This window comes from Paenibacillus yanchengensis, from assembly GCF_042684845.1.
GTDB lineage: Bacteria > Bacillota > Bacilli > Paenibacillales > Paenibacillaceae > Pristimantibacillus > Pristimantibacillus yanchengensis.
Genome location: NZ_JBHUMH010000016.1, coordinates 119,281 through 132,737, shown reverse-complemented (window position 1 = coordinate 132,737; position 13,457 = coordinate 119,281). Strand labels below are relative to the sequence as shown.

The window sequence follows — 13,457 nt, the reverse complement described above, 5'->3', positions numbered from 1 at the left end:
AATCGTGACCGAAAGAGGGCTTAATATGAAAAAACAATCATTTATTAAAGGAGCAATGATTTTACTTGTCGCCGGAATTATTAACAAACTACTTGCCTTTGTTCCACGCGTCATTTTACCAAGAATTATTGGAGCGGAAGGAGTTGGCTTATACCAATTAAGCTACCCGTTTTTAGTTTTTTTACTAACCTTTATTACAGGAGGGATACCGCTAGCGATAGCGAAATGGATTGCCGAGGCGATTACTAAAGGAGAAGAAAAGCGAGTCAAGCATATTTTCCGAACTGCTATGTTATTAAGTATGTCCATTGCCGTCGTATTAACAATTCTCATGCTTTGGTTTGCTCCACTTATTACAAAATATATTTTGCCGGATGAACGAGTATATCGCAGCTTTTTTATGATGGCACCTATGTTAATTATTGTAGCTATCTCAGCTGTATTTCGCGGCTACTTTCAAGGGTTGCAAAATATGATCCCAACAGCAATTTCGCAAATTAGCGAGACAGTTGTACGTATCGTATTCACTCTTTTGTTTGCTTATTTATTTTTACCGTTTGGTTTGGAATGGGCCGCTGCTGGCGCAATGCTCGGTGTCACTATTGGGGAATTAGCAGGTTTAATTATTTACTTTTGGAAATATGTTAGTGAAAAGCGGAGTACGAAAAAAAGACTACGAAAAGATCAATCTTTACCTGCCACTACTACAACCAACTTAAAAGATGCTGAAGCAAAAGCAAATGAACCTAGACCAAAAGTATTACCAAAATTACTAAGTCTATCTATTCCGGTTACCGCCAGTCGTTTAGTTGGCTCTTTATCCTATCTATTTGAGTCGATATTTATTGCTCGTTCCCTTGCATTAGCTGGAGTAGCCACCAAAGTGGCAACGGCACAATATGGCGCTCTACAAGGTATGGTCATGCCTCTTCTTCTATTACCTACCGCTTTAACGCAATCATTAGCCGTCTCATTAGTCCCATCACTATCGGAAGCTGCTGCACGTGGTGATACTAAATTGATCTTAAAACGATTGCATCAATCGATGCGGTTAGCACTAGTAACTGGTGCCCCATTTGTCGTCGTTATGGCTTTGTTTGCCGAACCACTCTGTCGTATCCTTTATGCTCATGCCGAATATGCTCCTATGCTACAGATGATTGCTCCCATTGGCATTTTTGTTTATTTGCAAGCACCATTACAAGCGGCACTCCAAGCATTGGATAAACCGGGAACAGCTTTAAAAAATACACTCATCGGTGCAGTAGTTAAACTATTTTTAATTGTTCAGCTTGCGTCACAACCATCTCTCGGTATTTATGGCGCTTTAATTGCAATTGGAATAAATACTGTTCTAGTTACGTTGCTACATGGATTTAGTTTAATGCGCCACATTGGATTTAAAATGAACATCCTTGATTTTCTAAAAGTTGGTGCAGCGATGATGATAATGGGCGCTACTGCAAAATTCATGCATGCTCATTTACCTCTGACACAGGAATGGATCATCTTAATTATCGCAAGTACACTAGGAATTATATTATACCTTTTCCTAATGGTTGTTATGAAAATCATCGATCGCTTCGATATGGTTCGTATTCCTTTAATTGGACGATGGTTTCAGTGATTTATTATCTTTTAAATTAAAATATAGTTCGCCATGCTGGTTGATGGAACAAAAAAAGACATCTTTAAACTGATCCACTTGTCGCTCTTGTAATTGTTGTTTTAGCCAAAATCTATTTTTATTTAGTTTTTCCAAATTTTCATTTTGTACTTCACCATGCATGATAAGTGGGATAGGTAAAATCTCATATCGATAACCTTTTGGAATGTTTATCTGCGCTGCTTTTTTGTTCCGTGTTTGTTGTTCTTCTGGTTCCTTTGGAATGACGGATAGCTTGCCATTTGTTTCTAATATGGCAAATGCAACTTCGTCAATAGACGCAATTTGATTTTCTCGCAGCTGTAACAACAAATCGTCAAGAGTATAGCGTTGCTTTCGCATCACATCATGATAAATATCTCCATTGGCGATGATCACACTTGGCTTTCCATCAAGAAATAAGCGAATTTTTCTATTTTTCATCGAAATAAAGGCCGTACTTACTTGAAAGAAAATAAGCACTAACAATGGAAAAACAGCTGCCCAGATCGATCGTTCTAAATCTTCAATGGCAACAACAGCAATGTCAGCTATCATCAACGATATAATTAAATCCAATAATGATAATTGTCCTACTTCACGTTTTCCCATAATCCGCATCGTAATAAAAACGATGATATAAATAATTGCTGTCCGTGCAGATAACATCAATAGTTCCATTGTGTACCTCCTATTTTTGTTATTTGTTATGTTGTACTTTTGTTGTCTTTTGTAGTGTACCTGCTATTCTCACCCGATGACGCTAACAACATGCATCAACTGCTTTAATTTTTGCTGGTATATGTTTGCTTTTTACTAATCGAATAGTACTAAAAGTAATAGCTTGACCATATGGTGTAATATGAGAGATTCGAGGAGGATTGAATGTGATGAATAGTAATTCCAAAGCTTCCCAATTAGCATCACCTCTACTAGCTGGCATCGTCTATGCACTTTTGTGGCTAGCAGCAGGTGCACTTATTCTATCATTGTTACTACATTTAACTGCTATGAAAGAAAGTAATATGTCTCTGTACACACAAGTTATTCATGGGATTGCAGCTTTTTTTGGTGGTGCGGCAGCTGGCAAACGTTCCATCTCCAAAGGGTGGTATAACGGAGGAATTACGGGCGTTACTTACTTTTTACTAGTTGTCATCGTCAGTTTTTTGGCAGCTAATATTAGCTTTACATTACAAAGTGTCATTCTGCTTGCTACCATTGTTCTATGTGCAGCAGTTGGTGGAATGATCGGCGTTAATTTGAAACGTTCGTAGCTATAAACGACAAAAAGACGCTGCGAACAGCGTCTTTCTTCTTTATTTCTATGATCATTATTCAGCTGAACCTGGTGCACTTTCAATAATTGCATTAATAGCGGAACGTTCAAATGTCATACGAGTCGTATCGTTTACACGAACTACAACTGTATCATCTGTAAGTTCAGCAACACTACCATGCAATCCGCCGATTGTTGTAATTTTGTCCCCTTTTTTAATTTGAGCAAGCATCATATTTCGTTGCTTTTGCTTCTTTTGTTGAGGACGGATAAGAAGAAAATAAAATACGGCAAACATAATAATAAACGGCAAAATTAAACCCCAAATTCCTCCGCCTGCTGCTGGATCAGCTGCTTCTAACCATTGTGACATCTCTTTCCCTCCTCTCAAAATCCTTTTTCATTATCATTTAGTCCATACGCAGCAAAAAACTGATTACGAAAATCAAGTAAGCAATCGTCTTTAATCGCTTGACGTACATCCTTCATGAGTTGCAGTAGAAAATGCAAATTATGATATGTAGTTAATCTAATACCGAAAGTTTCATCAGCTTTTAATAAGTGACGAATATAAGCACGAGAATAATTCGTACATGTATAACAGTTACAATTGGGATCTAACGGTCCAAAATCATCTGTATACTTCGCATTCCGGATTACTAACCTTCCATTACTCGTCATTGTCGTTCCATTGCGTGCAATTCTTGTTGGTAGTACGCAATCAAACATATCAATGCCGCGTATCGCACCTTCTATCAGTGCGTCTGGTGAGCCAACTCCCATTAAATAGCGAGGTTTATTCGCTGGCAAATGAGGAACTGTACATTCTAACATCTCATACATCAGATGTTTTGGCTCGCCTACACTCAACCCTCCAATAGCATAACCCGGAAAATCCATCGAAGTCAAATCTTTAGCACTTTGTACGCGCAAATCAGCAAACATACCTCCTTGCACAATCCCAAACAACGCTTGGTCATCTGTTCTCGCATGTGCTGCAAGACAACGTTCTGCCCAACGACTCGTACGTTCTGTCGATTTTTTGACATAATCATATTCGGCAGGATAAGGTGGACATTCATCGAATGCCATCATAATATCGGAACCTAATGCATTTTGAATTTCCATAGCAACTTCAGGAGAAAGAAACAATTTATCTCCATTAAGGTGCGAACGAAAATGTACGCCTTCTTCCGTAATCTTTCTCATTTCACTTAGACTAAATACTTGAAATCCACCACTATCCGTTAATATCGGACGATCCCAGTTCATAAATTTATGCAGTCCACCTGCACGTTTGACAATGTCATGTCCTGGTCGCAAAAACAAGTGATAGGTGTTGCTAAGAATGATATGAGCATCCATCGCTTTCAGTTCTTCGGGACTCATTGTCTTCACTGTTGCTTGTGTACCAACTGGCATAAAGGTTGGAGTATCAATAATACCGTGCGGTGTATGTACTCGTCCTAATCTTGCACCAGTTTGTTTACATTGCTTAATAAATTCATATTTTACAGCCACAATCCACTTCTCGCTTCCTATTGATCTATAGTGTTACTAATGGTGTTCGTTGCCTTTTAATAGCTCTACTATTCATTATAACTACTTATCCTTCATAAATAAACATCGCATCACCGAAACTAAAAAAACGATATTGCTGTTCAATAGCTGCTTCATAAGCCGCCATAACATTTTCTCGACCCGCTAGCGCACTAATGAGCATCACTAAAGTAGATTTCGGCAAATGAAAATTAGTGAGTAATGCATCAATTAGCTGAAAAGAGTAACCAGGATAAATAAATATATTGGTCCAGCCGCTACAAGCGGTAATTGGTTGCTGTCCAAACCGACCAGCTATCGTTTCCAATGTACGAGCAGATGTTGTCCCCACCGCTACTATTCGTCGCTTCTCTTGTACCGCTTGCTGGATAATAGTTGCATTCGTTTCATCTAGCTCATAATACTCTTCATGCATCTGATGATCTTCTACATTGTCAGTAGACATCGGTCGAAAGGTGCCTAGTCCTACGTGCAGTGTCACATACGCTAACTTAACACCTCGCTCCTGCAACAATTGAAGATAGCTATCTGTAAAATGTAACCCTGCTGTCGGTGCAGCTGCTGATCCAGCATGCTTTGCATATACGGTTTGATAACGCTCATTTTCCGATAATTTCTCCTTAATATAAGGAGGTAATGGCATCTCTCCCAGTTGATCTAACAATTGTGGAAATATACCATCGTATTCGAACCGAATAATTCTCGCTCCCATTTCGCCTTCCTCAACAACATGCGCCGTTAATAACGCTGTTTGGTCTTGCTCCGAAACACCAAAAATGATGGTAGCTCCCTGCTTCACTTTTTTAGCGGGTTTAGCAAGTACTTCCCAATGGTCGTTCTCTAGCTGCTTCAGTAATAATAACTCTACCTTTGCCTGTGTATCAGCTTTACTACCGATCAAACGTGCAGGAAGTACCCGAGAATTATTAAGAACGAGTACATCCCCCTCCTGCAAATATTGTTGTAAGTCTGTAAACTGTCCATGATTGATTGCGCCAGTACTTCTATTCAGTGCAAGTAAACGGGAAGCCGTTCGCTCCATAAGTGGCGTTTGGGCAATCAGATGTTCCGGCAGTTCAAAATCGAATAAATTGGCGTCCATTAAAGTGTATCAGTCCTTCACAATAGCAACATCTTTGTAGTAATGCTGCAATATATACTTAAAGTCTTGTCCTTGCTCTGCTAAAGCGTAAGCACCATATTGACTCATACCTACACCGTGTCCGTAACCAGTTCCTACTATACTGTACGTATGTTTTTTGCTGACTGCTCGTATATTTCCATCACCTGCAAGCTGATATAAATTAGGAGCAACAACAACTTGTTTCTTCCCACTAGCATCTACAGCATATGCTGCTGCTGTTTTACTATTTTTCACCGTTGTTTTTCCATCAGCACCAAGTACAACATATTCACTATCGTTTTGGATATCAAACCGTGTACTAGGTAGTGATCCCTTCACTCCTAAAGCAGAACGAAATTGATCTGGTGATGTTATATTTACTTTCGTGCCATTGACTGATACTTCTATCACTCGTCCAGAAGGACCCCGTTTTGTAACTTCCAATTTTTCAATCGGACCTTTCACTTTCGGATTAGCTCGTCCATTCAAAGCTGTTAATAATTCTGCCGGCTCATTAGCTTCTCGCCGCCAATGCATCGGATTTGTTTCTACTACTTCTTCCAATACAGTTAATACTGCTCCCTTTGACAAACTAGCAACAATTGGCATCGTATCTGTTGGGGTAGGATTAGTTCGCAATGAAATATTATTACCTGACACATCCACCATTCGGCTTCCAGCCATCGTTTGTTTGCCATTATCAGCAACATCTTTCTCGGATACAAAACCTACTTTATTATCTTTAGTTGCCACTTTGAACCAGCGTACTTTATTACGTGCAGCAATTTCATCGGGGCTATTCGCTGATTTTAAATAGGGAATAGAAGAACCCCACGCTTCCACAGAATCAGCACTTGCTCCACCGGCATTCGATGAATACAGTGCTTCAATTAACTTGCCATTATGTTTAAGGACGTAACCAGCAGTTTCATTAACCGCACGAGTAGTCGTATCTTGTTCCACAGCTATACCATTATAAACTTGACTTAACGTCGTATCAACTACATGTGCCACTTGAAAATTAAGTCCCTTTTGCAAAGCAAACGTGCGTGCTGCTACCGCTTGAGCCTTCAGCGCTTCCATTGGCCAAGATGGATACATTTCTACTGCAACAACAGAATATAAGTACTGCTCTAATGATAGTTCATTAATAACTGCTAGCTTCTCGTTAAATTTACTTAATTCAAATTGCCCTCTATACTCTCTGGCAGAACGCTCAACCAATTTAATGGGTTGCTCTGAAGATTTCGGTGTAACGAGTACTTTATTAGTTGAACCAGCAATTTGTAACGCCTTTGCCCCTTTGCTCGCTCCATTTGTGTAATCATCATAAACTATAATGTATGGCTCTGATGATTCCACTTTGGAAAACACTATCTCATTTGCTAATGTCTTTAACGTTTGTTCCACTGTTTTCAAGGCCGCCTCTGTTGATTGTGCTCCTACTAACACAGTGTACACGACGTTTCCTGTTACTTTATCTTGATTCATCCCAATCGCTACTGGAAGACCCGTTACCGTTAATAACTCTGCCGCTTGGGTGGCTGCTTGCTCTGTAGCATAACTAGTAGACTGCATATTGTATGGTCCTAATACACTAGTTTTAAATTGTTTCGTTATCCCTAGCAGTTTACTATCTGTTTGCCACCGTTTTAAAGCTCCATTAGCCGCTGCAAGTGTCTCATATGAACCTTCTACTACTTCGTATGTCATGGCACTACTTGCTATTTTTTTACGAATAAGTCCAGTACCTTTCGCTGCTTGTAAATGCTTTAATGCAGCTCTTGCCGTTTCTATATTAGTTGTCTCTAGCACTTTTACTTTATAATCATTTAAACCAATGTGCACCGTCTGTTGGCTATCTATCGTGAACAATGGTTGGATTGCTCCGCCATCTCGTTTCATTCCGATTTGCATTCCACCAGTCGATGAAAAAGTTGCTGTATTGGTTATATTTGTATATTTTCCAGGCAAGTTTAAAAACAAAGCTACTCTTATTTGCTGATCAGTAAAATTTTTTGTTGTTTGTACGGTTTCGTTTGCCGAAGCATGTCCAATAACTCGCTCACTATGTGATAAAGCTGGTGTCATGGAAACGATCGTTGCTAACGCAACAGTACTTATCATCATTCGTTTAATTGAGCGGAATAATCTTTGCTGCCTTGTTTGACGCTTATTTTTTGTCACTATGAACCACTCCTAACTAAAATCATTACGAAATATGCTGTATCTGTTAATTACGTTCGGGCGGAGTTAAACCAAGATGTTTATACGCTTGATCAGTAGCGATACGTCCTCTTGGTGTACGTTGTAAAAATCCGATTTGCATCAAATATGGCTCATTTACATCTTCTATCGTTTGACTCTCTTCTCCAATTGTAGCTGCTATTGTATCCAAACCAACAGCCCGCCCGCTGAAGGTAGTCATCATCGCTAATAACATTTTATGATCAATATGATCAAGCCCTTGTGGATCAACCTGTAATAACTCAAGTGCTCCCTGTGCAATAGTATGAGTAATAATTCCGTCGCCCCGTACTTGAGCAAAATCACGTACCCGCTTTAGTAACCGATTAGCAATACGTGGTGTTCCACGCGAACGAATAGCTATTTCCATAGCTGCTTCTCCAACAATACTTACACCCAATATTTCCGCAGCACGAGAAACAATAAATGCCAACTCGTCTACGTTGTAATATTCAAGCCGACTAACTACACCAAATCGATCTCGTAATGGCGCTGACAATAAACCTGCTCGTGTCGTTGCGCCTATTAAAGTGAATGGTGGTAAATCTAATCGCACCGATCTTGCCCCAGGTCCTTTGCCAATCATAATATCTAGTGCATAATCTTCCATCGCTGGATATAATACTTCTTCTACCGTTCGATGTAACCGATGGATTTCATCAATGAATAACACATCGCCTTCTTGTAGATTCGTAAGCAAAGCAGCCAAATCTCCAGGACGTTCAATTGCCGGACCAGATGTTATTCTTAAATTTACACCTAGTTCATTTGCAATAATAGTAGATAATGTCGTTTTTCCAAGCCCAGGTGGTCCATACAATAACACGTGATCAAGTGCTTCCTTACGCAGTTTAGCAGCTTCTATGTAAATGGTTAAATTTTCTTTCACTTTTGTTTGACCAATGTATTCTGCTAAATAGCGGGGACGCAAACTCAACTCGACAGCTTGATCCTCCATCATCAGGTTTGCAGAAATAATCCGCTCATCCATTCGCTATCGCCCCTTTCCTTAACCTTTGAACAGTTGTTGCAATGCCTTTTTCATTAATACATCGATCGATTCATCGCCTGTCATCTGTTGCTGTAAGCTTACATAAGCACGATCAAGTTCAGCGGTCGTATATCCAAGCGCAATTAATCCTTCGCGAGCTGCTTGCCAATTTTCATCGCCTGCTTCGGCTAAATCATCCATAGGTAGTGCCATCAGACCATCGCTATATAATAAACTGTCTTCCGTCACTAACGCGCCAAGTTTATCCTTCAAGTCTAAAATGATCCGCTGCGCAGTTTTTTTACCGATACCAGGAAGCTTAGTTAGAAATGCAATGTTTTCCTGTTGAATTGCTTGGACCACTTGTTCAGGTTTGCCGGCAGATAAAATACCTAGCGCTACGCGAGGACCAATTCCAGTAACATCTAGCAGCTTACGAAATAACGTTTGTTCATTACGTGTATAAAAGCCATATAATAAAGTGGCATCATCTCGCACATGATAATGAATATATACGACTACCTTCTCATCTTTTATAGAAAACAAATAAGGATTTGGCGTAAATACGCGGTAACCGATCCCATTCACTTCGATTACAATATAATCAGACTCCACATGCGCTACATCGCCACGCAAAAAATCTATCATTTCCGAGACACCTCATTTAATTTGTTCATCACCCCTGCGGAATGCGCATGACATATTGCTATCGCTAGTGCATCAGCCACATCATCTGGCTTCGGTATAGCAGATAATTTCAACAGCATCTTCACCATCTCTTGCACTTGATTTTTCTCTGCTTTACCATAACCAACTACACCTTGCTTCACTTGAAGCGGTGTATATTCGGCAACGGATATCCCTCGTTGTACTGCAGCCAGAATAATAACGCCCCTCGCTTGCCCTACTGAAAAAGCAGTCGTAACATTACGATTAAAAAATAATTTTTCTATAGCAACCGCATCAGGTTTGTAGCGATCCATCAGTGCAGCAGCAGAATCATACACTTGCAGTAATCTTTCTGCTTCTGGTGTATGTGCTTCTGTCTGAATAGCTCCATATTGTACAGGAGTTAATCGATGCCCGATGTAATCTATAAAACCAAAGCCTGCAATTGCAATACCCGGGTCAATGCCTAAAACACGCAAGCTGCCAACTCCTTTTCACGTTCATTATAATATGCCATCTTTCATTATAACAAATATACTGTCTAATGAGAACAGACGTTTGACATAGCTCTTGTTAACTACCGTTTATTTTAATGTACACAATAAAAAAAGCGAATGCAGATGAACATTTCTTCATCGCATTCGCACCAGTTATACCTATTGCATAAACAGAATCTTTAATAATCCTCTTGACTATTTCGTTCCATCGCAAAATCACTAAACGTTTCTAATACGCTATTAAATTCCTCAATATCAGTTACTGGGATACCTTTTGTTAACTCTGTTATTCTCTCTTGTGGCAAATTACTTTCCATGTATTGAACATCGATTTGAAAAAAAGTACGCATTATTTTTTCTTGATCTGGTAATCCATCAAACAAAGAAAAGTTTCCATTGCGATCTAATCCAAAATAGGCGTTCGATTTGCAATAATTGGATAAATCGTCTACATAACTTCTTACAATAGCTACCTGTTTCTGTTCATTGAAAAAGATAGTCCAATCTGGGTGACCGATCACTACTTCAGCTATTTCTTTTGGCTCCATTGTTCCAAGCAACTGCTGATCCTCACCGCAGGCATATATTTGTTGAAAGTAAACAGGCAATGGTTCCGTCATATCGTTAAGTTTTTCTATCGATATTTTCTTTCCAGACATCATAGTACTTAATGATTGATCATCCAATGCTTGATTTTCTATCGCTGCATCGTGTTCTTTACTAGCTGCACTAACCGTGCTCACTCTACTTAATGGTGTAAAAGCTATCATCAAACCAACGATGGCAACTATCCAAAATGACAACTTATTTCTGCGCCATCTTCGCTTCAACTGCTTCCACCAGCTCGTTAGCATCATATGGAAGCCTCCCTTATTTTGTTTAGTATAGTATGCTTCTTCCGCTTATTTACTATACACAACTAAAACAAGTTTTGTTGAAGCTATGTTTGACGGATAAATAGTCAATCGATTTAACGATTATTTTTCAACCAAGGAGAGCCGGTTTTTTTTTTCGTTATAGTTTTTTTGTTTTTTGCTGATGACGGTACACTTTTAATATTTACTTTTTTTTTGGTTTTTCTCGTTGTACTTTTAGGTGAATATTGTCCTAGCTTAACTTCTTCTACTGGTTCTTGTTCTGGCATGTATTGCGATTGCTGCCATTGATTTTGTTGCTCCGATTGTCGTTTCCCACAATCACATTCCGAACTTGCAGCGCCTGAGTAATGAATAACCGGTTCTGGCATCCAATTATAATCCGGTGTAGCAGGCCATCCTTCATAGAAATAGCCATCTTGCGGGCGGTACTGCAATTGTTCCGCATATACTTGCGGCTGCTCTGCATAGTAACTATAGCCATACCCTGGAGGTGGATACATCGCAGACATAGCGTTAAAGTACTCACTGTTCGGCATAGATTGCGTTACTGGTTCATATGGAGACATGTTACTTCCTTTTACTGCAGCAGGATAAGCGGACATGTTACTTCCTTTTGCTGCAGCAGGATAAGCGGACATGTTACTTCCTTTTGCTGCAGCAGGATAAGCGGACATGTTACTGTAAGAAGAATATTGTGGTTGATAATCATAATTACCTTGATGGCAACCACACCCACACGGCTGATGGTAGGTTTGTGCATACATCGGCGGTTGAGCATATGGAGCTGGAGCTGGTTTTTGTTCGTATTGTTGCATATACACCGATGGTTTTTGATTGGCATACGCTTCTGCATTCGACATAACTTCCATTGCTGGAGTACTGTATTGTTTAAATAATTCAATATTATTCAAATACTCTGATTGTTGCGGATTCACTATATTTTCAGCTGGCATCATAATAGGCAACGTTTTTTCAGCATACGGCTTTTGCGCTGCTTGCATCTGCATTGGCGCATTTGGCTTCTGTGCTGCTTGCATTTGCATTGGCGCATTTGGCTTCTGTGCTGCTTGCATTTGCATTGGCGCATTTGGCTTCTGTGCTGCTTGCATCTGCATCGGAGCGTTAGGCTTTTGCGCTGCTTGCATCTGTATCGGTGCATTCGGCTTTTGCGCTGCTTGCATCTGCATCGGTGCATTCGGCTTTTGCGCTGCTTGCATCTGCATCGGAGCGTTAGGCTTTTGCGCTGCTTGCATTTGCATCGATGCATTCGGCTTTTGCGCTGCTTGCATTTGCATGGGTGCATTCGGCTTTTGCGTCGCTTGCATTTGTATCGGTGCATTTGGCTTCTGTGCTGCTTGCATTTGCATCGGAGCGTTCGGCTTCTGTGCTGCTTGCATTTGCATCGGTGCATTTGGCTTTTGCGCTGCTTGCATCTGCATCGGTGCATTCGGCTTTTGCGCTGCTTGCATCTGCATCGGAGCGTTAGGCTTTTGCGCTGCTTGCATCTGCATCGGAGCGTTAGGCTTTTGCGTCGCTTGCATCTGTATCGGTGCATTCGGCTTTTGTGTCGCCTGCGGCATAATCGGTGCATTCGGCTTTTGCGTCGCTTGCGGCATAATCGGTGCATTTGGCTTTTGCGTCGCTTGCGGCATAATCGGTGCATTCGGCTTTTGCGTCGCCTGCGGCATAATCGGCGCATTCGGCTTTTGCGTCGCTTGCGGCATAATTGGTGCATTTGGCTTTTGCGTTGCTTGCGGCATAATCGGAGCATTCGGCTTTTGAGTTGCTTGCGGCTTGATCGGCGCATTCGGCTTTTTAATAGCAGCTGGTGCAACTTTTGCCGGAGCTGGTTTTTCTACAACAGCAGGTGGAACAGGAGTGATAATCTGTGTCGACTGCTTTTTTATTTGAGTTGGTGCTGTAGATATTTTATTTGGTGTCGATTGCGCTGCCGGATTTATACTCGTATTTACTTTATGTGTTGTTGCACTAGGTGAATACGTCGTATTCGGTTTAGGGTGACCAATTGTCGTTTGACCACCTTTTGCTTTCGGAATATTAACAATTTCGCCTAATAACAATACGTTAGGATTTTTCAAATGCGGATTCGCATGAATCATTGTAGCAAGCGGAACTCCCCACTCTTTCGATAATTTCCACAAAGTGTCCCCTTGTTTAATCGCATACTGCTGAACAATTTCTACACCATGCATACTTCCACTACCAGAATGAGTAGCCGGAACCTTTACTTTCATGCCAACAGTTATTTTATTAGGGTCAGAAATTTGAGGGTTCATTTGAATAACTTGCTCCAACGAAACATTATACTTCTGAGCAATTTGGTACAATGATTCTCCTTGCTTAACAATATGAATCTTCACTTAAAAATTACCTCCTGTCACTTATCAAAATAATATTACATGATGAATGCCTCTTTTCAGTCCATACATCCTATGCAACAGATAGGCAACTCTCTCCTATTTTTCGAAAAAAAATATTTTTATACTGAAATTAAAAAACCAGCAAAATGTTACTTTGCTGGTTTACGCTAAAATAATGATACTATAT

At 40.2% G+C, this 13,457-nt stretch carries 12 protein-coding genes; 2 read left to right on the top strand and 10 right to left on the bottom strand.

Features of this window, described 5'->3' with window-relative positions; translation table 11 throughout:
- Window positions 1–25: 25 nt before the first annotated feature.
- A complete protein-coding gene (gene spoVB / locus ACFSTH_RS07755; protein WP_377772620.1) occupies window positions 26–1,627 on the top strand; it encodes a stage V sporulation protein B in 1,602 nt (533 codons plus the stop codon).
- Here the strand turns inward: spoVB and ACFSTH_RS07750 are convergent.
- On the bottom strand, window positions 1,604–2,326 hold the full coding sequence (locus tag ACFSTH_RS07750; protein WP_377772622.1) for a DUF421 domain-containing protein: 723 nt from the start codon (window positions 2,324–2,326) through the stop codon (window positions 1,604–1,606). The two genes, spoVB and ACFSTH_RS07750, sit on opposite strands and share 24 nt — an antisense overlap.
- A gap of 209 nt (window positions 2,327–2,535) precedes the next feature.
- Here ACFSTH_RS07750 and ACFSTH_RS07745 point away from each other — a divergent pair, with 209 nt between their 5' ends.
- Window positions 2,536–2,922, top strand: coding sequence for a TIGR04086 family membrane protein (locus tag ACFSTH_RS07745; RefSeq protein WP_377772887.1), 387 nt, complete (start codon window positions 2,536–2,538; stop codon window positions 2,920–2,922).
- 57 nt (window positions 2,923–2,979) lie between these two features.
- On the opposite strand, the gene yajC is transcribed toward ACFSTH_RS07745, so the two are convergent.
- The 9 genes from yajC to ACFSTH_RS07700 form a co-directional block, all read right to left on the bottom strand.
- Window positions 2,980–3,297, bottom strand: a complete 318-nt coding sequence (yajC, locus tag ACFSTH_RS07740) for a preprotein translocase subunit YajC (protein WP_377772624.1) — start codon at window positions 3,295–3,297, stop codon at window positions 2,980–2,982.
- Between the two features lie 14 nt (window positions 3,298–3,311).
- The gene (tgt, locus tag ACFSTH_RS07735; protein WP_377772889.1) at window positions 3,312–4,448 is read right to left on the bottom strand and encodes a tRNA guanosine(34) transglycosylase Tgt; all 1,137 of its coding nucleotides are present in this window, start codon (window positions 4,446–4,448) and stop codon (window positions 3,312–3,314) included.
- 82 nt (window positions 4,449–4,530) lie between these two features.
- The gene (gene queA / locus ACFSTH_RS07730; protein WP_377772626.1) at window positions 4,531–5,586 is read right to left on the bottom strand and encodes a tRNA preQ1(34) S-adenosylmethionine ribosyltransferase-isomerase QueA; all 1,056 of its coding nucleotides are present in this window, start codon (window positions 5,584–5,586) and stop codon (window positions 4,531–4,533) included.
- Between the two features lie 9 nt (window positions 5,587–5,595).
- Entirely contained in the window at window positions 5,596–7,794 is a 2,199-nt protein-coding gene (locus ACFSTH_RS07725; RefSeq protein WP_377772628.1) for a SpoIID/LytB domain-containing protein, read from the bottom strand.
- A 46-nt stretch (window positions 7,795–7,840) separates the two neighbouring features.
- Window positions 7,841–8,845, bottom strand: coding sequence for a Holliday junction branch migration DNA helicase RuvB (ruvB, locus tag ACFSTH_RS07720; RefSeq protein ID WP_377772630.1), 1,005 nt, complete (start codon window positions 8,843–8,845; stop codon window positions 7,841–7,843).
- 18 nt (window positions 8,846–8,863) lie between these two features.
- Entirely contained in the window at window positions 8,864–9,493 is a 630-nt protein-coding gene (gene ruvA, locus ACFSTH_RS07715; RefSeq protein WP_377772633.1) for a Holliday junction branch migration protein RuvA, read from the bottom strand.
- On the bottom strand, window positions 9,490–9,993 hold the full coding sequence (gene ruvC / locus ACFSTH_RS07710; RefSeq protein ID WP_377772635.1) for a crossover junction endodeoxyribonuclease RuvC: 504 nt from the start codon (window positions 9,991–9,993) through the stop codon (window positions 9,490–9,492). Before ruvC ends, ruvA begins: the two co-directional genes overlap by 4 nt.
- Window positions 9,994–10,190: 197 nt before the next feature.
- Complete coding sequence (locus ACFSTH_RS07705) at window positions 10,191–10,868, bottom strand: BofC C-terminal domain-containing protein (protein ID WP_377772637.1); 678 nt, start codon at window positions 10,866–10,868, stop codon at window positions 10,191–10,193.
- 113 nt (window positions 10,869–10,981) lie between these two features.
- Entirely contained in the window at window positions 10,982–13,270 is a 2,289-nt protein-coding gene (locus ACFSTH_RS07700; protein WP_377772639.1) for a LysM peptidoglycan-binding domain-containing protein, read from the bottom strand.
- Window positions 13,271–13,457: the final 187 nt, after the last annotated feature.